The sequence below is a fragment of the Prevotella sp. oral taxon 376 genome, assembly GCF_003043945.1.
Classification (GTDB): domain Bacteria; phylum Bacteroidota; class Bacteroidia; order Bacteroidales; family Bacteroidaceae; genus Prevotella.
This window is the reverse complement of sequence record NZ_PYXG01000002.1, coordinates 54,075-78,939: the sequence shown is the minus strand read 5'-3', so window position 1 is coordinate 78,939 and position 24,865 is coordinate 54,075. Positions and strand designations below refer to the sequence as shown.

At 47.9% G+C, this 24,865-nt stretch carries 26 protein-coding genes; 7 read left to right on the top strand and 19 right to left on the bottom strand.

Translation table 11 applies throughout. The annotated features are described in order from the left end of the window. Positions 1 to 24: 24 nt before the first annotated feature. The 13 genes from C7120_RS09805 to C7120_RS09745 form a co-directional block, all read right to left on the bottom strand. Complete coding sequence (locus C7120_RS09805; RefSeq protein WP_107621522.1) at positions 25 to 996, bottom strand: F0F1 ATP synthase subunit gamma; 972 nt, start codon at positions 994 to 996, stop codon at positions 25 to 27. 6 nt (positions 997 to 1,002) lie between these two features. Further along, positions 1,003 to 2,589, bottom strand: coding sequence for a F0F1 ATP synthase subunit alpha (gene atpA, locus C7120_RS09800; protein ID WP_107621521.1), 1,587 nt, complete (start codon positions 2,587 to 2,589; stop codon positions 1,003 to 1,005). 13 nt (positions 2,590 to 2,602) lie between these two features. Continuing rightward, positions 2,603 to 3,139, bottom strand: a complete 537-nt coding sequence (locus C7120_RS09795; protein ID WP_107621520.1) for a F0F1 ATP synthase subunit delta — start codon at positions 3,137 to 3,139, stop codon at positions 2,603 to 2,605. Between the two features lie 9 nt (positions 3,140 to 3,148). Continuing rightward, on the bottom strand, positions 3,149 to 3,655 hold the full coding sequence (gene atpF / locus C7120_RS09790) for a F0F1 ATP synthase subunit B (RefSeq protein WP_107621519.1): 507 nt from the start codon (positions 3,653 to 3,655) through the stop codon (positions 3,149 to 3,151). A gap of 35 nt (positions 3,656 to 3,690) precedes the next feature. After that, positions 3,691 to 3,930, bottom strand: a complete 240-nt coding sequence (gene atpE / locus C7120_RS09785) for an ATP synthase F0 subunit C (protein ID WP_107621518.1) — start codon at positions 3,928 to 3,930, stop codon at positions 3,691 to 3,693. 51 nt (positions 3,931 to 3,981) lie between these two features. Continuing rightward, positions 3,982 to 5,076, bottom strand: a complete 1,095-nt coding sequence (gene atpB, locus C7120_RS09780; protein WP_107621517.1) for a F0F1 ATP synthase subunit A — start codon at positions 5,074 to 5,076, stop codon at positions 3,982 to 3,984. Positions 5,077 to 5,085: 9 nt separating this feature from the next. Then, a complete protein-coding gene (locus C7120_RS09775) occupies positions 5,086 to 5,454 on the bottom strand; it encodes a hypothetical protein (protein WP_146154253.1) in 369 nt (122 codons plus the stop codon). A gap of 66 nt (positions 5,455 to 5,520) precedes the next feature. Beyond that, positions 5,521 to 5,760, bottom strand: coding sequence for an ATP synthase F1 subunit epsilon (atpC, locus tag C7120_RS09770; protein ID WP_107621515.1), 240 nt, complete (start codon positions 5,758 to 5,760; stop codon positions 5,521 to 5,523). 17 nt (positions 5,761 to 5,777) lie between these two features. Beyond that, positions 5,778 to 7,304, bottom strand: a complete 1,527-nt coding sequence (atpD, locus tag C7120_RS09765) for a F0F1 ATP synthase subunit beta (RefSeq protein ID WP_107621514.1) — start codon at positions 7,302 to 7,304, stop codon at positions 5,778 to 5,780. Positions 7,305 to 7,408: 104 nt separating this feature from the next. Further along, positions 7,409 to 8,386, bottom strand: coding sequence for a 6-phosphofructokinase (pfkA, locus tag C7120_RS09760; protein ID WP_107621513.1), 978 nt, complete (start codon positions 8,384 to 8,386; stop codon positions 7,409 to 7,411). A 15-nt stretch (positions 8,387 to 8,401) separates the two neighbouring features. Continuing rightward, positions 8,402 to 9,748 (bottom strand): SLC13 family permease, encoded by a 1,347-nt coding sequence (locus C7120_RS09755; RefSeq protein WP_107621920.1) that lies wholly within the window; start codon positions 9,746 to 9,748, stop codon positions 8,402 to 8,404. Between the two features lie 240 nt (positions 9,749 to 9,988). Further along, positions 9,989 to 11,014, bottom strand: coding sequence for a glycosyltransferase family 2 protein (locus tag C7120_RS09750; protein ID WP_369916869.1), 1,026 nt, complete (start codon positions 11,012 to 11,014; stop codon positions 9,989 to 9,991). Further along, positions 10,981 to 12,459, bottom strand: coding sequence for an oligosaccharide flippase family protein (locus tag C7120_RS09745; RefSeq protein WP_107621511.1), 1,479 nt, complete (start codon positions 12,457 to 12,459; stop codon positions 10,981 to 10,983). Before C7120_RS09745 ends, C7120_RS09750 begins: the two co-directional genes overlap by 34 nt. 88 nt (positions 12,460 to 12,547) lie before the next feature. Here C7120_RS09745 and C7120_RS09740 point away from each other — a divergent pair, with 88 nt between their 5' ends. The 4 genes from C7120_RS09740 to C7120_RS09725 are packed head-to-tail and all read left to right on the top strand — an operon-like array spanning position 12,548 to position 15,730. After that, positions 12,548 to 13,426: a glycosyltransferase family 2 protein gene (locus C7120_RS09740; RefSeq protein WP_107621510.1), complete on the top strand. Its 879-nt coding sequence runs from the start codon at positions 12,548 to 12,550 to the stop codon at positions 13,424 to 13,426. Beyond that, positions 13,390 to 14,361: a glycosyltransferase gene (locus C7120_RS09735; RefSeq protein WP_107621509.1), complete on the top strand. Its 972-nt coding sequence runs from the start codon at positions 13,390 to 13,392 to the stop codon at positions 14,359 to 14,361. The genes C7120_RS09740 and C7120_RS09735 overlap by 37 nt, the downstream gene beginning before the upstream one ends. After that, positions 14,362 to 15,465: a glycosyltransferase gene (locus tag C7120_RS09730; protein WP_107621508.1), complete on the top strand. Its 1,104-nt coding sequence runs from the start codon at positions 14,362 to 14,364 to the stop codon at positions 15,463 to 15,465. It abuts the gene before it with no gap. After that, a complete protein-coding gene (locus tag C7120_RS09725; RefSeq protein WP_107621507.1) occupies positions 15,437 to 15,730 on the top strand; it encodes a hypothetical protein in 294 nt (97 codons plus the stop codon). The genes C7120_RS09730 and C7120_RS09725 overlap by 29 nt, the downstream gene beginning before the upstream one ends. On the opposite strand, the gene tilS is transcribed toward C7120_RS09725, so the two are convergent. Genes tilS through C7120_RS09710 form a run of 3 tightly spaced genes read right to left on the bottom strand, consistent with a single transcriptional unit; the run spans position 15,727 to position 18,863 of the window. Next, a complete protein-coding gene (gene tilS, locus C7120_RS09720) occupies positions 15,727 to 17,040 on the bottom strand; it encodes a tRNA lysidine(34) synthetase TilS (RefSeq protein WP_107621506.1) in 1,314 nt (437 codons plus the stop codon). The genes C7120_RS09725 and tilS overlap by 4 nt on opposite strands. Then, positions 17,030 to 18,217 (bottom strand): class I SAM-dependent rRNA methyltransferase, encoded by a 1,188-nt coding sequence (locus tag C7120_RS09715; RefSeq protein ID WP_107621505.1) that lies wholly within the window; start codon positions 18,215 to 18,217, stop codon positions 17,030 to 17,032. Before C7120_RS09715 ends, tilS begins: the two co-directional genes overlap by 11 nt. Positions 18,218 to 18,221: 4 nt before the next feature. Then, positions 18,222 to 18,863: a 3'-5' exonuclease gene (locus C7120_RS09710; RefSeq protein WP_107621504.1), complete on the bottom strand. Its 642-nt coding sequence runs from the start codon at positions 18,861 to 18,863 to the stop codon at positions 18,222 to 18,224. Between the two features lie 105 nt (positions 18,864 to 18,968). Here C7120_RS09710 and C7120_RS09705 point away from each other — a divergent pair, with 105 nt between their 5' ends. The 3 genes from C7120_RS09705 to C7120_RS09695 are packed head-to-tail and all read left to right on the top strand — an operon-like array spanning position 18,969 to position 23,552. Next, complete coding sequence (locus C7120_RS09705) at positions 18,969 to 21,410, top strand: DNA translocase FtsK (protein ID WP_107621503.1); 2,442 nt, start codon at positions 18,969 to 18,971, stop codon at positions 21,408 to 21,410. Continuing rightward, a complete protein-coding gene (locus C7120_RS09700) occupies positions 21,407 to 22,018 on the top strand; it encodes a LolA-like putative outer membrane lipoprotein chaperone (RefSeq protein WP_107621502.1) in 612 nt (203 codons plus the stop codon). The genes C7120_RS09705 and C7120_RS09700 overlap by 4 nt, the downstream gene beginning before the upstream one ends. A gap of 19 nt (positions 22,019 to 22,037) precedes the next feature. Then, on the top strand, positions 22,038 to 23,552 hold the full coding sequence (locus C7120_RS09695; RefSeq protein ID WP_107621501.1) for a DUF5687 family protein: 1,515 nt from the start codon (positions 22,038 to 22,040) through the stop codon (positions 23,550 to 23,552). Here C7120_RS09695 and C7120_RS09690 read toward each other — a convergent pair. From C7120_RS09690 to C7120_RS09680, 3 genes are all read right to left on the bottom strand, one after another. Beyond that, positions 23,536 to 23,931: a 2-amino-4-hydroxy-6-hydroxymethyldihydropteridine diphosphokinase gene (locus C7120_RS09690; RefSeq protein WP_158267370.1), complete on the bottom strand. Its 396-nt coding sequence runs from the start codon at positions 23,929 to 23,931 to the stop codon at positions 23,536 to 23,538. The two genes, C7120_RS09695 and C7120_RS09690, sit on opposite strands and share 17 nt — an antisense overlap. A gap of 533 nt (positions 23,932 to 24,464) precedes the next feature. Then, positions 24,465 to 24,653: a hypothetical protein gene (locus C7120_RS09685; protein ID WP_107621499.1), complete on the bottom strand. Its 189-nt coding sequence runs from the start codon at positions 24,651 to 24,653 to the stop codon at positions 24,465 to 24,467. Continuing rightward, positions 24,650 to 24,832, bottom strand: a complete 183-nt coding sequence (locus tag C7120_RS09680; protein ID WP_107621498.1) for a hypothetical protein — start codon at positions 24,830 to 24,832, stop codon at positions 24,650 to 24,652. The genes C7120_RS09685 and C7120_RS09680 overlap by 4 nt, the downstream gene beginning before the upstream one ends. Positions 24,833 to 24,865: the final 33 nt, after the last annotated feature.

Sequence of the window (24,865 nt, the reverse complement as noted above, 5' to 3'; positions counted from 1 at the left end):
GGGAAAACAAAAAGGACAGCGTCCCTAGTTGTTCACCGTGCCACCTACGATATCCAGCAATTCGCTCGTAATGGCAGCCTGTCGGCTCTTGTTATACTGCAAGCTGAGGTCGCGCAGCAACTCGTCGGCATTGTCGGTTGCCGTCTGCATCGCCACCATGCGGGCAGCATGCTCCGAAGCATTGCTATCCAGAAGCGCCGTATAGATCATTAAGTTCAACAATTTCGGTACCAGCTTCTGCATCACCGTAGCCAAGTCCGGCTCCACCAAGAAGTTATCGTTCAAAGGAACTGCAGCCTCTTGCTCGCGCTTCTTGCTCGCGCCCTTCTTCCGCAAATACTCCTGAGCCTTTGCCGTTACAAGGTTTGAAGTAAGGTCGCGATCGTTCATAGAGCCAATAGACTCCGTCGATAAGTCGATCGGAAGAAACTGGCGACGAGTAAGAATCTGGCTTCCCGCACTCTTGAAATGATGATAGATCAGCTCTACCTTATCAATCTTGCCACCCATATATGCTTCCGTTAGCGCACGAGAAATCTCCGCGCAAGCACGGGCACTCGGCTTCTCAGCAAGCTCCAGGAAATCACCAGCCGAAGGAATCTGAAGCTTTGCCACCTTCTCGGCAACCTTGCGACCGATCGGATAGACCACAAACTCAGAGACACCCTGCTTCTGATACTCATGGATCACCTGCTCCATCAGCTTGAGCACATTCGAGTTGAAGCCACCACAAAGGGAAGAATTGCTCGAATATACCACAAGAGCAACACGACGAACTTCCGAATGCGACTCCTCGAAGATGCTCCGCGCGTCTGGAGTAGACACCAAGAACGACTTGAGGATATGCTCTAGGAGACTCTCATAGGGAAGCATGTTCTGAATGGCGACCTGAGCATGATGAAGCTTAGACGACGCAACCATCTTCATCGCACTCGTAATCTTACGAGTACTGTTTACACTGGCTATACGAGTCTTGATTTCTTTCAGAGAAGCCATACACACTTACTTTTTATATTGTCCAACAATATTATCCATTGTCTGTTCCAGAACAGCTGTACAATTTTCATCTATTTTACCAGAAGCCAAGACATTGAGTATATCGCCATGCTGCGAACGCATTTGCTCCAAGAATAAATCCTGACAACTACGCACCTCGCTTACTGGCACATCATGCAGCAAACCATGAACCCCACAGTAAAGAATTGCGATCTGTTCGTCCACTGGCATTGGAGAATACTGTGGCTGGATAAGCAACTGATTATTCTTGCGTCCCCGGTCGATTGTCATGGCCGTTACCGGATCCATGTCACTTGAAAACTTAGAGAAAGCCTCAAGTTCACGATATTGAGCCATATCTATCTTCAAGGTACCAGCTACTTTCTTCATACTCTTAATCTGGGCACTTCCACCTACACGCGAAACGGAGATACCGACATTGATAGCCGGACGGAAACCTTGGTTGAAGAGATTGCTCTCCAGATAGATCTGCCCATCGGTAATCGAGATGACATTCGTCGGTATATATGCCGACACGTCGCCGGCTTGAGTCTCGATGATAGGAAGCGCCGTCAGAGAACCTCCGCCCCGCACATATCCTTTCATGCAGTCGGGAAGATCGTTCATCTTCTCTGCAACTTCCTGCTGGTCGTTGATTCGCGCAGCACGCTCAAGAAGACGGCTATGAAGATAGAACACATCTCCCGGATACGCCTCGCGACCCGAAGGACGACGAAGAATCAGCGAAACCTCGCGATAGGCAACAGCTTGCTTAGAAAGATCATCGTATACCACCAATGCACTATAACCGCGGTCGCGGAAATATTCACCGATAGCTGCACCCGCAAACGGAGCATAATACTGCATAGCCGCAGGATCTGCCGCCGTAGCGCTGACAACGATCGTATAAGACAATGCCCCATGCTCCTTCAGAGTCTGCACAAGAGTGGCCACCGTACTTGCCTTCTGTCCGATAGCAACATAGATGCAATATACAGGATTTCCCTGTTCATAGAAACTCTTTTGGTTGATGATGGCATCAACGGCAATCGCCGTCTTACCCGTTTGACGGTCTCCAATAATCAGCTCGCGCTGCCCACGGCCGATAGGGATCATCGAGTCAACAGCCTTCAATCCCGTCTGCAAAGGCTCCTTTACAGGCTGGCGATAGATAACGCCAGGTGCCTTTCGATCCAAAGGCATCTCGAAACTATCTGAGAGGTCTATATCTCCCTTTCCGTCAATGGCCTGTCCTAGTGGATTTACCACGCGACCGAGGAAATTGTCATTCACGCGGATGGAGGCAATGCGATGCGTACGCTTGACCTTCTGCCCTTCCTTGATACCTGCCGTTGGACCCAAGAGCACACAGCCCACATTATCCTCCTCTAGGTTCATGACAATTGCCATCGTGCCGTTTTCGAACTCCAACAACTCGTTGGCCTCGGCATTACGAAGACCATAGATACGAGCTACGCCATCACCGACCGTGAGCACCGTACCTACTTCGTCAAATTTCTCACCCAAGTTAATGTCTTCAAGTTGTCGCAATAGGACTTCCGACACCTCACTCGGTCTTATTTTATCTGACATCTGTTCTTTCTTTTTATTTCTTTAATTCTACGAACATGCTGTGCAATTTCGTCCTCACACTAGCATCCATTCTATAAGTGTCATACTCAAGGATGAAGCCTCCGATGATTTCAGGGGCCACCTCGGTATTGAACTCCACAACACCTTGAGTCCGACTTTCAACCATCTGCTGCATTTTTGCCTCTACTGCATGAGAGACCGCTGTAGCGGTAGTCAGCTTACCACGAATGATATTCTTCTGTTTTCTATAAAGAGTTATATAAGAAGCTGCCATGAATTGCAAGACCTTTTCCCTGCCCTCGTTCAGAACCAAGGCGATAAACTTCTTGGTCAACTCACTGACATCATTGCCACTAGCTGTCTCCAAAAGCATCTGCTTCCTGTCATCCATGAGCATGGGATTCTCTATCGCAGTACGAAGTCCCGGCATGTCCAGATAGCTTCTCGAGAGAGTCTCCATCTCGGCATATACCTTGTCTTCGCTCTTCTGCTCCATGGCACTCTTCAGTAATGCCCGGGCATATCTGACCGATATTACACCTAGATCCATAACCTTCTATTATTCCGACTTTTGATTCACAGAGATTTCATCCAGTAATCGATTCACTAAATCCATCTGCGCCGCATCGCTACTGAGTTGTTCCTTGACAATCTTCTCGGCAACCAGAACAGAGAGCTCTGCAACTTGCGAACGAATATCACGAATTGCGTTTTGTTTCTCAATCTCGATTTCTGCCTTCGCTTCTGATATGAGGCGGGCACTTTCTGTCCTTGCCTTATCTTCTGCCTGTGCGATGATCGTATCACGAGTGCCAGCAGCCTCCTTTAAAATCACGGATTGCTGTTCCTGTGCTTTGCGCAAAATGGATTCACCCTCTTTTTGTATACCGGCAAGTTTTTCGTTGGCCATATGAGCCTTTTGCAGGCTATCGTCTATAAAGGTCTTTCGGTCATTCACCATCTTGATGATTGCTGGGAATCCCCAGAACAACAAGACAACGAAGACAATGGCGAAGACGATGGTCATCCAAAACAACAAGCCACTATCTGGAAGTAATAAATCCATATCTTGGGGTTAATGTTGAGAATAAATTCTTCAGGCTACATAACGACGGCAAGGAAAGCCACAATAACAGCCAAGAAGGCTACACCCTCAACCAATGCTGCCGCAACGATCATTGAAGAACGAAGGTCGCCCATCTTCTCTGGCTGACGAGCCATGGCATCCATAGCCTGACCTCCAATACGACCGATACCAAGACCTGCACCGATTACCGCAAGACCTGCGCCCAAGGCGCCACCCAATTTTGCAACTTCTGCTGCCAATAATAATGATAACATAACTGTAATTTTAAAATTGTTTATAATCTATTTCTTTTCTATCTGATGAGACTACGCCTCTTCTGTACTTTCCTTCACATGAGCCATAGATATGAATATTGCGCTCAGCATCGTGAAGACCATGGCCTGAATGAAGCTCACAAGGATCTCTAGAAGCATCATGAAGACACTTAACGCCACACTGATCACAGACATTCCAGAGCCTGCTAAGGTGTTAACGAGATCACTCTCTGTAAGGTGGAACACGATAAAGATCATCCCCGCAAAAGTCAAGGCGATGGCATGGCCTGCCATCATGTTGGCAAAGAGTCGGATAATCAATGCCAGAGGTTTCGTAAAGATGCCCACAACCTCTATGATTGGCATTAAGGGAACGGGCACTTTCAGCCAAGTCGGCACTTCGGGCCAGAAGATTTCCTTCCAGTATTCCTTCGTTCCCGTAATGTTTGTTACTAGGAAAGTACATACACCCAAGAACGTGGTACAAGCAATATTACCGGTCAGATTACCTCCTCCCGGTGGGAACGGGATTATTCCCATGATATTAGCCACAAATATAAAAAAGAAGCAAGTAAGCAGATAGGGAGCGTACTTTGTCGATTCCTCCTTCATTATGGGCTGGATGATTTCATCATAGACATACATAACAAACATATGCATCAGTCCTGTAAAACCTCGAGGAGCAGGATCATCTATTTTATGTCGTCTACACCAACGAGCCGGCAGCAAGATACACAGGAGTAAGACGAAAGCATCGATAAACAAGACCACGACCGTTTTGGTTATGGATATATCTAGCGGACGAACTTCCTGACCATTCACCGATTCGCAAATCTTATTCGGATAAGTCTCTGCATCGGCATTCTTAATATAAAGTCCGTAAGGTCCGGGGCGATTACCCCCTGCATCCTTCTCCTCCGAGAACTGGCTGCTGCAGAACACATGCCACCCTGTAGAGCTCTTCACGATTATGGGAAGATGGATTACAATAGGCTCATCGCCAATATTGGTAATATGCCATTCATAAGAATCTTTGATATGTCCCCACAAGATTTCCTTCATGTTAATGTCCTGTTTGCCTGCGAACGAAGGCAAGGCCACCAGAGTCAATAGCAACACAAGGAGATATTGTTTGATTGATTTCATACCTTTCTCTTATTTATTAATCTTTTTATTTTTCTCGACTCTTGCAAAAAACAGGCAATCGAAGATGAGTAATAGCAAGTAGAAACTCACGAAAATACCTACAAATCCCAATAACTGTGGTTTGGAATCGCGCAATATGGCCATCCCTGCAAGCACAACGACCAGTGCCAATATCATCCTCAAAGCCGAGGCTGCCATATAGAAATGGGTCAGCACATTCAAAGAACGACGGGCTAAGGATTTCCAGCATATTCCGTAGATGAGCGTAACTACAAGTGAATAAGCAGCCGTAAAGAGCAAACTGTTCACCAAACGCAGATCTGAAGTAACCTGCATAACCAGCAGGCCAACCAGCAAGGCCGCAGCAATCAGCCACAACGACACCTTATTATATAAACGGTATATAGAGTCTATATTCTCCGGGGTTAGCATAGCAAACGCTCCTTACATTTCTACACACAAAGAGATCTCATTCCGTTTCACCTCTACGAAACCTCCCTGTATATTCAATTGCCGTTTTCCGTTGGCAGTTGTATAAACCACCCGTCCCTTCTCCAAGGTTGAAATAATGGGTGCATGATCCTTAAGAATTTCAAATTCTCCGACAGTACCAGGCACGAGCACACTTTCCACCTCACCACTGAAGAGTATCTTTTCAGGAGATATAATCTTTAAATTCAACATAGTCAGAATCCTTGAGCTTATCCCTTCGCGGCCTCTAACAGCTTCCTGCCCTTGGCAATGGCGTCGTCTATCGTTCCTACATTCAAGAATGCCTGTTCCGGAAGATCGTCAACTTCACCGTCCATAATCATGTTGAAGCCTTTAATGGTATCCTCAATGCTTACCATCACACCCGGGACACCCGTAAACTGCTCCGCAACGGCAAACGGCTGAGAGAGAAAACGCTGAACCCGGCGGGCTCTTGCCACCGTCAGCTTATCCTCATCAGAAAGCTCGTCCATACCGAGGATGGCAATAATATCCTGCACTTCCGCATAACGCTGCAACAACTGCTTTACACGCTGGGCGCAATCATAATGCTCCTTACCCACGATCAGCGGGTCAAGAATACGCGATGTGCTGCCCAGAGGGTCTACCGCCGGATAGATACCAAGCTCCGTTATCTTACGCGAGAGTTCTGTCGTTGCATCCAGATGAGTGAAAGTGGTCGCGGGAGCAGGGTCTGTCAGGTCATCTGCCGGCACATAGACTGCCTGCACCGAGGTGATAGAACCTCGCTTTGTCGATGTGATTCTTTCCTGCATGGCACCCATTTCTGATGCCAAAGTGGGCTGATAACCCACTGCTGAAGGCATACGGCCAAGCAGCGCAGAGACCTCGGAACCTGCCTGTGTAAAACGGAAGATATTATCAATAAAGAACATAATGTCGGCCGGTTCCCCATTCTTGCCTCCGTGATCGCGAAACTCCTCCGCGACGGTTAGCCCCGAAAGTGCTACCGAGGCACGAGCTCCGGGAGGTTCATTCATCTGCCCATAGACCAGCGTGGCCTGACTTTTCGACAGTTCTTCTGAGTCGACCAGCGAAAGATCCCACTTACCTTCGTCCATGGCCTTTCTGAATTTCTCACCATAACGAATGACACCGGACTCCAGCATATCCCGAATCAAGTCGTTTCCCTCACGGGTGCGCTCACCCACGCCGGCAAACACTGAATATCCGTCATGCCCTTTGGCGATATTGTTAATGAGCTCCATGATCAGAACGGTCTTTCCTACTCCAGCTCCGCCAAACAAACCAATCTTACCGCCTTTCATATAAGGCTCAAGCAGATCGATGACTTTAATACCTGTGGCCAACATCTCCTTATGCGTAGAAAGCTCGTCAAACTTCGGTGCTTCACGATGGATGGGATAAGCTCCCTCCATATTCAAAGGTGCCATGCCATCTATCGGGGCCCCGATGACATTCATCATACGGCCCTTGATCTGTTCTCCAGCCGGCATCGTAATCGAACTTCCCGTCGGAACAACTTCCAGGTCGCGCTGCAAGCCATCCGTATTGTCCATTGCCACACAACGCACCGTGTCCTCACCAATGTGCTGCTGCACCTCGATTATCAAGTCGCGGCCGTCAAAGCGTTTCACCTTCAGAGCCTCATAAATCTTTGGGAGCACCTTCTCCGGATCTTCTCCTTTAGTATCGAAGTAAACATCGACGACAGGACCGATAATCTGAGAAATGCGTCCGTTAATTTGTGCCATAAACTTTATTGTTAATATGTTTGTTTTTGATATAATCCGTTCGTGGACTTGTCTGCAAAGATAAAAAAATTAATCCAAGCGAGCAAAACCTTTCCCCACTTTTTCTAAATACTCAATTCATCGAGCACCTTTATCAGTTTTCTGTCAAACGGTTTGTCGGAGCGAATGGCCTCCAAAAGAGGGATGTAAACCACCTCATTGTTTCTCACTCCCACCATGATATTGCGCTGTCCCTGGAGGATGGCCTCTATGGCCCCTACCCCTGTACGGGAAGCCAGTATACGGTCATGGGCAGACGGGCGCCCCCCCCGTTGCAAGTGGCCGAGAATCGACACCCGGACATCATACTCCGGGAACTCCTTTTTCACGCGATCGGCATAATAGAGAGCCCCGCACTTTGGACTTTCCGAGACGATTACGATGCAGGAACGCTTGCTTTTGCGAATGCCGCGCTCCATGAATTGTGCCAACTGGTCGACATCGGTGGAATCCTCAGGGATAATCGCCGCCTCCGCTCCCGACGCAATGGCGCTGTTCTGTGCCAGATAGCCGGCATCACGCCCCATGACTTCCACGAAAAAGATACGCTCGTGGCTTTGGGCCGTATCGCGGATGCGGTCGACGCATTCCACTATCGTATTCAGGGTCGTATCATATCCAATGGTAGAATCAGTGCCGTAGAGATCGTTGTCTATCGTACCCGGAAGTCCGATACAACAAACATCAAACATCGCCGCGAATTCCATTGCACCGGTCAGCGAGCCGTTTCCACCAATAACCACCAGGGCGTCTATCTCCTCTCGCCGCATGGTTTCATAAGCTTTCTGTTTGCCCTCGTCGGTCATGAATTCCTTTGAACGGGCCGTTTTCAGGATCGTACCGCCCGACAAGATAATGCCACTCACATTCTCCGTGGTGAAATCCTTCACTTCCCCATTTATCAATCCATCATAACCACGATAGACGCCCTTGATCTTGAATCCATTACATATACCGGCTCTTGTTACCGCCCTGATGGCGGCATTCATTCCGGGAGCGTCGCCTCCAGAGGTCAGGATTCCTATCGTTTTAATCTTCCCCATGTCTCAATTTATGTTTTACAAAATAAAGTACATTGTCAATAGTCCAACCAAGCCGCCCACAAGGCACTTCTGCCCCACATGCATGAAATACCATCCCACATGCAGACGCTCTGCCTTCAGCAGCGCCAAGCCGCTTATAGAACCGATGCAAAGCAAATTTCCGCCCATCGCCGAACAGAACGCGATGATTTTCCAATAATCCGCATTCATCTCCGCAGACGGATTCAGAGTGATGAAGCTCAGCGAGGTCGCGAAACTATCGAGAACCGACGATATGCATCCTGCAGCCATGCCGTATACCCAGACATTATGTATCTGCGCCTCAAGCTGCGCCCAAAGCCAGTCGATGGCACCGGTTTCATTCACCGCCCCCACTGCCAGCATAATGCCCATCACGAAGAGCATCATCTGGATGATCCCATACTGAAAGACCCTCGGCATCCTGCGCTGTATATTGGCATCGGCCGCAAGGAGTTTCCTGTTGACAACTTCATTCACGATCCAGAGCACCGAAAGCACGCATAAGGCGCCGATAAACGGGCTCAGCTTCGTGATACTGTGAAACGACGGAATGAACCACAGCCCGCCAATGCCGACGAAGAGCATCAGCAGACGCTGCCAGATATTCAGCCTTGTGTCGTCGCCACGATAAGGCATCGTGGCGAAATCTGTTTCCACCCGCTCCGGCAGACTGCGCCCGAGCCACCATGTCGGCAATGCCCATGCTATCAGGCAGGGCAGCAAGAGGGACATCGAGAAATCAGTGGCGGAAACAAGGCCGGAATTCCACAGCAGCAGTCCCGTCGAATCGCCGATAACCGTCAGGGCTCCTCCGTAGTTGGCAGCAATCACGATGACCGAGCCATAGAGCATCCTCTGCCTACGGTTCGGGATGATTCCGTGCATGATGGTAAGCATCATCACGGTCGTAGTAAGATTATCGAGATTGGCGGAAATGACAAAGGTAACGATGGCAATCGTCCACAACATTTTCCGGCTCCTCCGCGTTCTTAGCAACTGGCGGATAAAATCAAAGCAGCCATTGTTATCCAGAATTTCAACGATAGACATCGTCGCCAACAGAAAGAGGACAATTTCGGAAGCCCTGCCGACATATTTCAGGAAGACATTCCTCGCTATATACTCCTTGACGGCACTGCTATTGGCAACGGCCCCTTCCAAAAAACTTGAGTACTCCGGGGCATGCCTGGCCATCACAAAGTCAGTCCCGTAAGCGATATACACCATCCAACACACAGTTCCCGCAAAGATCGCGACAGCAGCCTTGTTGATATTGGTAAGCCTCTCCGTGGCTATCAATACGAATGCGAATATCAGGATTGCGGTAATTACGAGTGTTATCATTTTCTGTAATTTGCTCACAAAGATATTGAATTATCTTTTAATATGCAAGAGCAAGCCGCTTTTTTTAAACACGATTAACGCTGGAAAGTTGAAAAAAACAGGCTTTTCCCGATTTCGGCAGTATCCAACCGAATGGTTACAGGCCGCATATAGCCCGATTACAAGCCGCGTGTAATGATGTTACAAACAGCGTGTAATGGCGTTACACACGGCTTGTAACATCTCCGCCAGCCATCTCTACAGATGCCCGATGAGTTTCCGAAGGGTGAAGTAGGCTTCCTCCTGCAGGCGAAACAGCGGCCAGCAAGCGGGATGGCGCATGGGAATATAGCCAAACTTAATTTTGTTCTTGCAGGCAAGCCGCCGCGTATCTATGGACTTCCACGCATGCTTTATCTCGCGAAGACCATACTCATTATCCGCCTGCGACAATTTGTTCCGATGCTTGAAATAAAACATGTAGAGGCCCACGACATTCTGCCACCGCTCATTTTCATAAAGATTTAGGATGCGGTCTCCGCAGTTCATCTCCTCCAGCATCGCCTTCATGTGTGCGTTCGCTTTCAGATAGTCATAGCGGCCCGTGCCAATCTTATGAGTTGAGGAATCTGGGTGTTGTCTGTAAAAATATTTACCTTCACAAAAACGCACCTCTCTCGCGGCCAAATAATGCAGCCGCGTCGTGTTGTCATCACTATAGCTGCGACATGTTTCATCATAAGGATACCGCCTATGAATATCCGTTCTGACCATATACACTCCGTGGATAGTCCATGAAAGGCTTTTCTCGAAGGCTTCCTGTCCGTCCATCACCTCGAAAGGAGGCATGGGATAAGTCTCCTGAAGGGTCTCTGAATAATAATTTATAACATTAAATAACACGCAGTCCGCCAGTGGATTAGATTCAAAAACCTCAACAGCCTGTTGAAGTGCGTCCGCGGCCAGCCAGTCATCCGAGTCCAAAAAGCAGATATAGTTTCCATTTGCCACTTTCAGGCCGGCGTTCCGGGCATGAGCCTGTCCCCGGTTCTCCTCCAAGAACAAGGAGTGGACACAGCTATTTCCGGCGGCATATCGAGCTATGATTTCCCGTGTTCGGTCGGTCGACTTGTCATCAATGACTATCACCTCTATATCCTGTAAGGTCTGACCCAACAATGAGTCAAGACATTTCCCTATATATTTCTCCGCGTTATAGGCCGCTACGAGTATGGTGCAAACGGGTCGGCTCATCGCTTTATCCTCCTCTTCAATGATTCCCACAGGTGCGTCTTGCTCTTCAAGACCGCGACGGAATAAGACAGGCTTGCGCCGAGCAAGGCTCCACCCAGCAGCCAATAGACGACGGGATTGCCTTGACACACGGCTCCATACGACATCAGCCCCAGCAAGAACTGTATGGAAGCATACTTGAGCACAGAGCTCCCTAACCGATAGCCATACTTCCAACGCATATAGACACACAGCACCATCAGCTCCAGAAGCGATGCCAAGGCGAGCGCAAGTCCGGCTCCCCAGAGCCCCCAGGCCTTAAAACCCCAAATAACGAGCAAGACCACGGCAATGTCGTAGACTGCCTCCATCAGCAGATACGATACCGAGTCGCCCTTTGCCAACGGCAGATAGGCTATTGGGAGGGTGATGGCCCGCAAATACATGGCAAAGATTGCCACCTGTATCATCCCCCTCGCGAAGATAAACTCTCCACTATAGAGCAGGGGCAAGAGGATGGGAATGATGACCATCAATGCTACAAGCAGCGGGGAAATTAACAAGATGCTCACCTCTATCTGCCTGTTGACACAGGTATTTAATGAGAACCCTGTGCCTTGAATAGAGGAAAGGCGGGGAAAATAGTCGGTCTCCATCGCCGAGAAGACCATTCCCGCATAGGTCATGATCATCATATATCCCGCATTATAGAGACCAACCGTCTCAAGAGAGCCGGCATTGTTGAGGAAAGAGCGGATGATGAACTCCGCTCCGCTGCCCATAATCCCTGCCAGGACAAAAGCCCCTCCCAGTTTAATCATATTCATGCCTTTCCGCAGAAACTGCCTGTTGAACGACAGGCGAGGCGGGCAAAGCCTGTAGGAGAACCCTATGGTAAGAAGCATCTCTATCAATGCCATGACAAAAAGAGAAGGAACTATTCCCGACTCCGCATAGAAATAATAGATGGGAACACTCGTTATCAATGCCCCGACGACATTATACACGGAAATCTTGGCGAGACTTTTCAGCTGCCGCAGTCCTTTCAGGATGGCGGCTTCACCTCCTGTTATAGCCATCAATGCCACGACCGGAGAGAGAAAAATGAAATGCAAGGTGTGGTCGCCCCAATTAAAAGTCCACCGATTGAGCAGCGGACTCAACACGACGCACAGCGCCATGCCCAGCAATGCGGTAAGAAAGGCCCACGAACGAATCAGGGACACGGAGGCTTCCCGCTTCGCCTTTTCTTCCTGCGGGTCGTAGTCCTCCGAGATTTGCTTCACTCCGCTCATGGCAATGCCAAAGTTCGTGGAATCGGAAAGGAGCTTGACGGTAGAATTAAAAAGGGAAACCAGCCCCATTCCATTTGGCCCGAGAATCATCGCGACAAGCTTGTTGCGAATGACCCCGACCAATATGTTGATCCCTTCTACACCTCCGAAGATTCCGGTATACTTAAGGATATGGTGATAATTAGCTTCCTGGTTCTCCATCTGAAATATGAACGAAGAATTGCATGTTTTAGTATAAAAATCACGAAACATAAACTATATTTCCAGGATTTTCACTATCTTTGCATATATGAAGCTGACTGTCGTCATACCTGTTTTCAACACCGAGAAGACTCTTCGTAGCTGCGTGGGGAGCATTCTGGGGCAGAACTATCCTGACATGGAGATAATTCTGATAGATGACGAGTCGCCTGACGCTTGTCCGAGCATTTGCGATGACCTCGCGGAAGCCGATACCAGGATTCGGGTTATCCACCAGAGCCACGGAGGACTGGGATGTGCCCGAAACTCTGGGGTCGCCTTGGCCAAGGGAGACTATATCACCTTCGTCGACAGCGACGACACCCTTGCCCCTCAAAGCCTTGCCAGGCTTATGGAGATGATTGACGCCCATCCGGAATACGACTTGCTTGAATTTCCCATCGCGGAACGAATCGGACATCCCCGAAAGCAACGCGTGGTCCAGTTTCCACAACAAGAATATGACGACATGAAAGCCTATTGGCTCAAGGGAAAAGCTTATCGTCATGCCTATGCCTGTAACAAGATCTATAAGAGGAAGCTGTTTGACGGGATAAAATATCCCGAGGACAGGAACTTTGAGGATGTAGCCGTACTCCCCCTACTGTTGCAAAGGTGCAGAAAGGTGGCTACCACTCCCGTGGGACTCTATAATTATTACTATAACGGTGAGGGTATCACCGCGAGAGCTACCCCCCAAGATCTCGAAGCTCTCTTACAGGCTCATAATCGGATATTGCCTTTGTGGCATGATTCCGAATACTATGCGCATGTCGTCAACATTGTCCTTGATGTCTACGACCTGTCGGGCCGGGTTCCCCAGTTGGTCTCTCTGCCCTATCACGACAGCTTGAAACTGAAACTGAAACAATCAATAGGATTAAAAAATCTATGCAGACTTCACAAAATATTTCACAGAATCCACTAATCAGTTTTATTATAACCGATTATAATATACCCGGAAAGATGCTCGAAGAATGCCTGCAAAGCATCTTTAGCCTCTCTCTAAGTCCTTCGGAAATTGAAGTAATTCTTGTCGACGACGGGTCTGACATCTCTCCGCTGACCACCATGGAAGCCCTGATTGCCCACAGAAACGAGGTGGTCTATATACGCCAGAAGAACCAAGGGCTTTCTGTCGCGCGCAATATCGGGCTCAAGATGGCCAACGGGAAATATATCCAGTTCGTTGACGGAGACGACTATCTTCTTCGTGCCCCCTATGAGCACTGCCTGGATATTGTGAGATATCACAATCCAGACATCGTCTTATTTGATGAGACCAGTAAGCCGCAGCCCGAAATTCCATTTGCCTTTGAAGGACCTTTGACCGGGACCGCTTATCTTCACAATCACAACATGAAAGCAGCGACATGGGGCTATATCTTTAAAAAGGATATCCTTGGCAAGCTTCGTTTTACCCCGAATCTGCTCCATGAGGACGAGGAGTTTACCCCTCAGCTCATTCTGCGTGCCGAGAAACTGTATAAGGCGGAGGCCAAAGCCTATTTCTATCGCATGCGCAAAGATTCCCTAACCAACACTCCTGACCCGACTATGAAGGAAAAAAGGCTTAACGACACGATGCAGATTATCGCACATCTGCAAGAGTTATCGGAAAGACTTCCGTCAAGCGAGCGAATTGCCTTGGAGCGGAGAGTTCACCAACTGTCAATGGATTTGTTATATAATACGATCAAGGAGACCCACTCCGCAACTCAACTGGAGCACACCATCGCTAACCTGCGAGGAAGAGATCTTTTCCCTCTGCCCGACAAGAAGTATTCCAAAAAGTATAATACTTTCCGAAAGATGGTGAATTCCAGGCTCGGAAGACGAATTCTTTTAATAGGCATCCGGTAAATGAGGATCTTGCTCATAGGCGAATATAGCAGTGTGCACTGGACGCTTTCGGAGGGGCTCCGGGCATTGGGGCACGAAGTCGTCGTTCTCTCGAACGGCGATTTCTGGAAAGACTATCCACGCGACTGGAACCTTGAGCGAAAGCTCACACCGATAGGCGGATTACAATATCTATGCCGCCTGCTCGGATATCTTCCACGGATGAGAGGATTCGATGCGGTCCAACTCATCAATCCCATGTTTCTTGAATTAAAAGCAGAACGAATAGCCCCCATCTACAAATATCTCCGCAGACACAACAAAAGAATCTTTCTGGGAGCTTTCGGCATGGATTATTACTGGGTGAACGAATGCAGTACCCGGAAACCTCTTCGCTATAGCGACTTTAATATGGGAGATGAATTGCGCATGAATGCGGATGCCTTGAAAGAAAAAGCAGACTGGTCAAGTACTCCGAAAGAATCTTTAAACAAGAATATAGCCAATGACTGTGATGGCATCATCGCCGGCCTATACGAATATTATGCATGTTATAAACCCAACTTCTCCTCAAAAACCACTTTCATTCCCTATCCGATACGGTTTGGGAAAACGCCTTCCATCACCCGGCATGACAAACTGAACATTTTCATCGGCATCAATAAAGAGCGTTCAGAGTATAAAGGGACGGATATCATGTTGAAAGCCGCAAAAGAGATCGTCGCCAAATACCCCGACAAAGCAAAGCTCAAAATCGCGGAAAGCATACCTTTCCATGAATACCAAACCATGATGGACGACTCAGATGTCATCCTCGATCAGCTCTACAGCTATACTCCGGCCATGAATGCCTTGGCAGCAATGAGCAAAGGCATCATCGTGGTCGGGGGCGGCGAACCGGAGAATTATGAAATCTTGCACGAAAAAGAACTCCGCCCCATCGTAAATATACAACCCTCTTATGAGAGTGTTTTCCATGAGTTGGAACATCTTGTATTGCACCCGGAAAGCATCATTCCTTTGAAAAAGCAATCGGTGGAGTACATCAAGCGCCATCACGACTATATCAAGGTGGCCAGACAATATATAAAGGCCTATGGCATGGAAAAGGACCTATATCTGTGAGCAATGCGGATACAAAGCGGAGGTCTACGAAGGAAAAGGTCTCTTCGGCCAGCACATTACCCCTATGACTTGCCCGGAATGCCACACCATCCAGAACATTGTGGTAGGCGGGGTCATCGGAGATGTCGCTCCATCGTACAGTACAGAGACAGGCAGACTCTGTCTAAGGTGCGGAAGTGATAAGATTAGGGTATGGAACCTGTACACCTGTCCGAGGTGTGCGGGCGAGATGAGAGTTACCGATGAGAAAGAATTCTGGACTTAATCTATCTCGAGAATCAGGATATTCCTGGTTTCTGCAGTTATCCTGAAACGATTATCGGGCCTTTCGTTCATGATCCAGAGAATGTTGCCACTCACATCTGTTACCACAAGTTGCTCCCGCTTCGACAAAATATCTTTCTTTAAATCCGTGAGAAAATCACTCACAAGTTTCGTCCCTTTCATTCCGAATGGAGCAAAGCTGTCCCCGGTTATGGTATTCCTCACGGTCAAGGGAAACTTCACGAGCTCCGCATCAAGCATGGCCACCGTTTTGCTCTTGTCTATCCTAAAGTCCCCAGGCTTCGGTACTGAACGGATTATCAGTTTTAATCCACTGTTTGGGAGAATATAACTACCCTCTCCGATAATCTTCATTGAAAAGAAATCTTGCTTTTTGATTTTATCGATGACAAAACCATCTCGATCGGTAACCACAACATGTGAGTCTGAATGCCATTCCTTGCCACTCTGGGAACCAATGGCCTCAAGCATCTCTTCTATCTGAAAAGACGAGAAATGAAAGTCTTTCAACACATACCAAAGACTAAACTCGGGAGAGGGGGTTTCCCGTAAGCGCTTGAAAAGTATCTTTTTACCCTCCAGAAGACCGTCCTTAACCGTACTGAGAGCCGCTTTCTCCACCTCTCTAAGGTATAAACTACTTTTATAAATATTCTCAACAGCTTTTGGATTGATTTCTTTCAAAAGAGGTATCACCCGCAAACGAATCTTATTCCGCTGAACATCCTCCACAAGGTTTGTGCTGTCCGTTACAAACTTCTGGGCTCTTTGACTAAGATAATCCTCCAAATCTAAACGGCTGACGCAAAGCAACGGACGGACTATGTGCCCGTTTCTGGGAGCAATGCCGGTAAGGCCCTGAATGCCTGTTCCCCTCACAAGATTCAGAAGAATTGTCTCCACGCTGTCATCGCGATGGTGAGCCACACAGATATCATCGGCCTGTATATCCTTACGAAGTTGTTCAAAATATTTATACCGCAGTTCTCGAGCGGCCATCTCGATACTCACTTTATGCAACTCCGCATAGCTTTTGGTTTCAAAATGAACCCGATGGAGCGGAATGCCCTCCTCTACACAAAGGTCGATACAGAACCGTTCATCCCTATCCGACTCTTCACCACGAAGATGAAAGTTACAGTGAACGGCTTCAATCTGATAGCCTAAGGATTTCAAAATCAATAGAAGTGATACACTGTCGGCACCTCCCGAAAGAGCCACGAGGTACTTCCCGTCTTTTCGAAGAAGGTTATTCTGAAAGATGTATTTTTCTATGATTCTATTCAACATAAAGAACTAAGCCTTTCAAATATTCCCCTTCCGGATGATAGATATCAATAGGATGGTCAGCGGGCTGATGCAACTGATGCAAAATACGCACTTTCCTGCCTGTCTGGGCGGCGGCGGTAAAGACCGCATTGCGGAAATTTTCCTTTGTAACCACTTGCGAGCAACTAAAGGTAAAAAGGATTCCACCCGGCTTGATACGCTCCAACCCTTTGACATTGAGCCGTATGTATCCCTTCAATGCGTTGTGTAATGCACTGCGGTGCTTGGCAAATGCCGGGGGATCCAAGACTATCAGATCATACTTACCGTCATTGGCGGCAAGATACTTAAAGACATCTTCAGAGAAGGCCTGGTGCCGCTTGTCATCAGGGAAGTTTAAGCCAACATTTTGATTGGTAAGTTCTATTGCCTTCGCGCTACTGTCTACAGAATGAACAAAGGTTGCACCTCCACGCATTGCGTAGACCGAGAATCCCCCTGTATAGCAGAACATGTTCAAGACGGAGCGATTTTTTGCATACCTTTCGAGCAATGCACGGTTTTCTCTTTGATCTACAAAGAATCCCGTCTTCTGCCCTTTCAGCCAATCCACATGAAATTTCAGACCATTTTCCACAGCTATATCATCATTGCTACCGCCATAAATAAAGCCGTTCTCCTGTCCCAAACCTGCCTTATAGGGCAGCGTCGTCTCACTCTTATAATAAACATTCCGGATTCTTTCACCCATCACTTGCGTCAAGGCATTGCATATCTGCTGACGACCCATGTGCATCCCCACACTATGAGCCTGCATTACCGCCGTCTCTCCATAGCAATCTATCACTAATCCCGGAAGGTTGTCGCCTTCACCATGAACCAGTCGATAGGTATTATTTGACGGATTGTCGGCAATACCTATATTGATTCTCATCCGAAGGGCAGACTTTAAACGACTTTCCCAGAAGTCCTGATTGATCTCAATATCACGAAAAGACAGGACGCGCACGGCAATAGAACCGACCTGGTAATGTCCCACCGCGATAAAATTACCATGATTCGTAAGGACTCTAACGACTTCCCCTTCCTTGATTCCTTCATCCATTTCCTGGATTGCACCGGAAAATATCCAAGGATGAAAACGCAACAAACTTTCTTCCTTTCCCTTTTTCAATAGGAGGGTCTTGTATCTGGCCATTTCGCTATACTTTTAGTTCTACAACTGGTTCAGGGACTTTTACGAGTTCATAGTCTCCTGTTCTTTTCAATCGGAGTATCTCTTCATAGAGATTTATACAGGTCCACGCATCCGTGGCGGCATACTGTTTTTGTCTGTCGCTCAGCACATCTGCTTCCCAGTTAGAAAGCCTTTGCCGCTTACTTATTTTCTGATGGAAGAGGTTGGCGTAAAGTTTCTGCAAAGCCAAATCCTCTATTCCAAGCTCCCCCACTATGTTCTGAAGGTCTATGAAGTATCCCGGCTTAAACTCCGCCCTTTTATGCAAGGCCAGCAAATCATCGTGCCAGGAAAGCCCAACCATAGGAACAGAGGTATTCTCAAGTAGTTTTACCATGGCGGGAGTCAGCCCAGTGCGGTTTAAACGGAAGAGGAAACAGGTGTCCCTTGAGGATACCTGCAGGAGCGATACCTTGAAATTATCCCCTTTCCTGAAAGATGGGCGGGTCTCCGTATCAACTCCCAGAATGTCTTTCGACAACAGATAATCCACCGCCTTCTGGGTCTCGCCCGGACTTATAATTGTGATTATGCGGCCGGGAAACGAGACTGTTGGCATCTCCGTGATAGCTCTCTTATCAAACTTATTATATATTATTTTTCTCATCACTCGTTTATAACAATGTGCAAAATTAGAAAAAAGTTACGAAATTATGAACGATTCTGGTTTTTTTCCACTATTTTTGCAAGGAAAAAGAATAACATCCAACAAATGGCAAGAAAGAAAACTGAGCGTAAGCCGAGAAGTGTAGGTGAGGCGGTCGGCTTTAGCAATATATTCAGCAACGAGAAAACTGACTTTATTTTAGGACTTTTACTGATGGCATTGGCAATCTATGCCATCATCGCTATGATTTCCTACTTCTCGACAGGACAGGCAGATCAAAGCCTGTTGGAAAGCCTTCGCCCCAGAGAATGGATAAATACGAACAAGACTTTCACCAATTATTGCGGGTCGATAGGAGCCATCATCGCCTATAACCTTATCACGGTGAACTTCGGTTTGTCGGCATTCATGATTCCTGCATTTGCCATTCTGGTTTCCCTGAAGCTTATAAAGGCCTACCAGAAGATAAACCTATGGAAATGGTTCTTTGGCACAATGCTCGTAATGATTTGGTGCTCGGTAACATTTGCCAAGTTTCTTACCCCGCTCATGGGCGACCTGGTCTTTAATCCTGGTGGCAACCACGGGCTCTTCTGCGTACAGCGGCTTGAGGATATGATTGGCCCTCCGGGACTCACGGCATTGCTCCTTATCGTGGCCATTGCATTCCTTACTTATCTGAGTGCCGAGACCATAGAAGTTATTCGCAAGGCCTTGAATCCCATCGGATACATTACTTCTAAAATTAAGTTTACGGTTACCAACAATCACAATGGCCAAAACAATGAACCAGAGTATATTGACAGCACTGCGGGAGAAGTCGCCGACCCAGAGCCCACCTCTTCGGTGATAGACCTGACACCAAATCCTGTTATACAAAAAGAAGACATGGCGGGCACAAAGGCTAATCTTATCCCAACACCCAAGGAAGCGCAAGCTGAAAACAACGATAAACTTACCATAGAAGTTGCCAAGAGTGAAGAAAGCGTAAAGGGAAACCAAGTCATGTCAGGCATAGACTTGAGCACCCCCATCGACCCTCGTGAGCCATTCTTAAGATACAAGTTCCCCACCCTTGACCTGCTAAAGAAGTATGAAGCGGACAACAAGGCACAGGTTGATATGGAAGAAATCAAGGATAACAATGCCCATATCGTGCAAGTCTTGAATAGCTTCGGCGTTACCATCAAGGAAATTAAGGCAACTGTTGGCCCAACCATCACCCTTTATGAGATTACCCCGGGAGAAGGAATGAGAATCTCCAAGATTCGCAATCTGGAAGATGATATCGCCCTAAGTCTTTCCGCGCTGGGCATTCGTATCATAGCTCCGATTCCGGGGAAAGGCACTATCGGTATCGAGGTTCCTAACAAGAAAAAGAACATCGTGTCGATGGAGAGCGTCCTTGGAACCAAGAAATTCAAGGAGGCCAAGATGGATTTGCCGCTCGCACTGGGTAAGACCATCACCAATGAGGTGTTTATGGTCGACCTCGCGAAGATTCCCCATCTGCTTGTGGCGGGCGCAACGGGCCAAGGTAAGTCTGTCGGCCTGAATGCCATTATCACCTCCCTCCTCTACAAGAAGCATCCCAATGAGCTGAAGTTCGTCCTCATCGATCCTAAGAAAGTTGAGTTCTCCGTATACAATAAGATTGCCCCTCATTTCATGGCATCACTCCCAGAGAATGAGGAAGAGCCCATCATCACGGATGTGCAGAAAGTCGTACGCACCCTGAACTCGTTGTGCAAGCTGATGGACTATCGCTACGATCTCCTCAAGATGGCAGGAGTTAACAAGATAAAGGATTACAATGAAAAATTCCTGAGCCATCAGCTTGACCTTACCAAGGGGCATGAATACATGCCATACATCGTCGTCATCATCGATGAGTTCGGCGACTTGATCATGACGGCGGGAAAGGAGGTCGAGCTTCCAATCGCCCGCATTGCCCAACTGGCCCGTGCCGTGGGCATCCACATGGTAATAGCCACCCAGCGCCCGACGACCACGATCATCACGGGTAACATCAAGGCTAACTTCCCCGGGCGCATGGCCTTCCGGGTAATGGCACAGATCGACTCCCGCACCATCCTCGACACAAAAGGTGCCGACCAGTTGATTGGCCGCGGCGATATGCTTTTCCTGAATGGCGGAGAGCCTGTCCGCGTGCAGTGCGCCTTTGTTGACACGCCTGAAATCGCGAGGATCAACGACTTTGTGGCCGACCAACCCGGTCCGATAGAACCGATGGAACTCCCGGAGCCGTCGGAAGAAGGAGCTGGCGGCAATGGCGGCGGAGGAGCCAATATGAATAATGTAGATCCCTATTTCGAGGAAGCCGCCCGTGCAATCGTACTCACCCAGCAGGGCTCTACCAGCATGATCCAGCGCCGTCTGGCCATCGGCTACAACCGTGCCGGCCGATTGATGGATCAATTGGAAGCCGCAGGAATCGTAGGATCGGCCATGGGCAGCAAGCCTCGTGATGTACTTGTACAAGACGAAAACACATTGAACGAGATATTAGCAAAACTGAAATCATGACGAAGAAATTAAGTATATGCCTGCTCCTGATGATGGCAGGCCTTACATCGGGAGCACAAAATGCCACTTTAGCAAGAAAAGTGCTTGACAAGACCGCTGCCGTCGTAGGCAGCAAAAACGGTGCAAGTGCCGACTTCTCACTGACAAGCAAGAAATACGGAAGCGTTACCGGAGCCATCGCCATCAAAGGCAACATGTTCCACGCAACGACTCCCGAAGCCATTGTATGGTATAACGGCAAGACCCAATGGAGCTACATGAAGAAAACCAATGAAGTAAATGTGAACCATCCTACCGAGGCCCAGCAAATGAGGATGAACCCCTATAAGTTCATCACCCTGTATAAGACAGGCTACAATATGGGTATCACCGACAAGGGGAGTAACTACTGGATTCACCTGACTGCACAAAACAAGTCGGCAACCGTACAGGAACTCTACATCCGTATCGGCAAGAAAAGCTATAGACCAAGCCAGATTCGCATGCGACAAGGCTCGGACTGGACAGATATAAACATCTCGAATTTCAAGGCGAAGAGACTGCCGAACAGTCTGTTTACATTCAATGCCAAGGATTATCCTACTGCGGAAGTAATCGATTTAAGATAGACACACACACCTCCCACCCATGAAGAGACTGGCATTATTCAAGGAATTGCGCAGGCATCGCAAACTCGCGGAGAAGAGAGCGCTAAGCTATCGGCAAAACAAGGCGGCAAAGGTGATGATTTACATTGGCTCTTCCCTCATGCTCCTATATCTGATTTTCATCGCGATCATGCTCTCCCTTGTCGCAAACGATAGCACCAGCGTTACGCAGCTGGAGTTTATCTTCGGACTGGCACCTTTCATCCTCCTCATTGATTTCGGCTTCCGGTTCATGGTACAGCAAACGCCCGCACAGCTGGTAAAGCCCTATATCGTGCTACCTATCCACAAATTTGCCTGTGTCGACACTTTCTTGGGAACCGCGATGCTGAATAGCAGCAACCTCATTTGGTTTACCTTGCTGATTCCATATGCACTGATGTCGCTCATTTTCAGCTACCCAATCTGGACAACTCTCGTGTTTCTGCTCTTCTGGTGGTTGCTCATCGTTGCCAACAGCCAATGGTATCTGATATGCAGAACCAAGATTACCGACAGCCAGCTATGGTGGCTGTTGCCCGTTGCGGTATATGCCATTATGGCTGCGCCCATCCTCTCGGAGCTTGGTAAAAAGAAAGGATGGGAAAACTTCTTTGAACTTTATGCCGGCATCGGCACCCTCATGGAACGAGGGAATCCACTTCCGCTCCTGGGGGTCATTGCCCTGCTCACCGCTCTCTTTTTCATCAACAGGAAGATCCAGTACTCCCATGTCTGGAAGGAACTGGCAAAGGTCGAAATTACCAAGCTGCACAGCGTTACCAGATTCTCATTCCTCGACCAATACGGGGAGATTGGCGAATACCTGAAACTCGAGATAAAAACAATCTTAAGGAATAAGAACCCACGGAAAAGTTTTATCTCGAGTGCCGCTGCAGTTTTCTTCTTCATCTTGCTGATTGCGTTTACAGATGTGTATGACGGCGATTTCTCCTCCAACTTTTGGTGCATTTACTGCTTCGTCATCTTGGGAACTATGAACATTATCAAGGTGATGTGCAACGAGGGCAACTACATAGACGGCCTCATGGTGCATAAAGAAAACATCCTGAACCTGCTGAAGGCCAAATACATCTTTTACTGTGCCATGCTGATATTCCCGTTCCTGCTGATGCTCCCGACGGTCTTTACCGGCAAATGGGATATCGCCATGCTGCTTTCCTACGGAGTCTTCACGGCGGGATTCCAGTTCTTCATCCTCTTTCAGATGGCCGTTTACAATAAGCAGACAATACCCTTGAATGAGAAATTCATCGCAAAAGGAAATGTAGATAACAACTATTTCTCCGTGGCAGCCTCCATTTCCGCGTTCGCCATACCGATGATTCTGGTCAACATCCTGCAGAATCTATTGTCCAAGGACATGTCTTATCTCATCATGTTCCTGATAGGCCTGCTCTTCATTGCGACCAGCCGGCTATGGTTGCGCAACATCTACAATCGCCTGATGAAGCGTCGTTATGTCAACATGGAGTCTTTCAGGGCTTCCAGATAAGGGCTTTCTCGCCCATTTCTGTCAGTAATTGGCGAACATAACTTCGTTTCCAGTCATCCTCGTGATACCTTTTATCATCAAAATAGAGGATGTCGAGATCTATGCGCACGATTCCTTTCCCGTGCTCGCCTTTACCGCTTCCCATGGTTTTCTCTATGTGCCGCAACGCCCGATTCACCTGAGTATAGTTATGGACACAGCTCCCCACGGCGATACAATTCAGAAAATCGTCCGACTCTATGCCGATGGGCTCGGTAGAGATGACTGTCGAAAAGGTTATCCCGGGAAACAACTTGCCCAAATGAATCTTAGCCAAGTCAATATTTGCGTCAGCATCCATATTAGCTCCAAGAGCTATAATCAGTTTATGTTGTTTCATAGCCATGGCATTATGTGTTTTGGACAAATTTAGCAAAAATATCCAATTATAATACTTTTATTTGCATTTTTTAAGAAAAATAATACGCCAAGCGAATTCCGGTGGATTCCAGAAGCAAGTATAAAATCAGCAAGAAATATTCTTAACGACCTCTATGGCTGCATCCATATGTTTGTTTTCATTCGTTTCCGGAGCCTTGCATCAGGTCTGAAAGTCGGCTTCCCGCCCCGCATGAATCGGAGAAAAGCCATATCTTAGATTTCATTCAACTTTCCTTCCGACGGCAAAGAGCGCGACAAAATCGGCGAAATTGTCCGACGAAATCGCCGAAATTGAGCGACGAAATCGCCGATTTCGTCAGACTCCTGGAGGCTCCCCACACTGCCGGAATCTGTCTCCGTCCCAGCAATACATGCTCGAAGCAAAAAAGAATGGCGATACGGAATTGACTCCTGGATATACAAAAGATTCACGCAAAATGGGTGTATACCCTTAAATCTTGGGCAAACAATAGGCTTTTACGAACTTTTTCACTACATTTGCACCACCGAAAACAGCTCATCAATGTAATGAATGGTCATAACATAAACGGCAGCATTTCCACGAAAGGGCCCATGCCGCCCCATGATGAAATAGCCAATGGAAGGACTCCGAGGTCGTCCCGGAGAAATGTCCTTGTGGGCGTAGGCATGCTTGGCGCATGTATAACATTCTCTCTTCATGGATTTCTTTTGGTGTATGCATGGCTGATGATTGTGGTATTCCCGGCCCTCCCCATGGCAAGACCCTGCATGCGGAAAGCATCGATGACCTTGTAAGCCAAATTAATGCCTGCCACATACCAATGGTAGCGGGCAATATAAGTTGACCGGCAACGGCGCATAAATGATCGGGCATCCATATTGATTGTTATTATGAGTTAAAAGTAATCGGG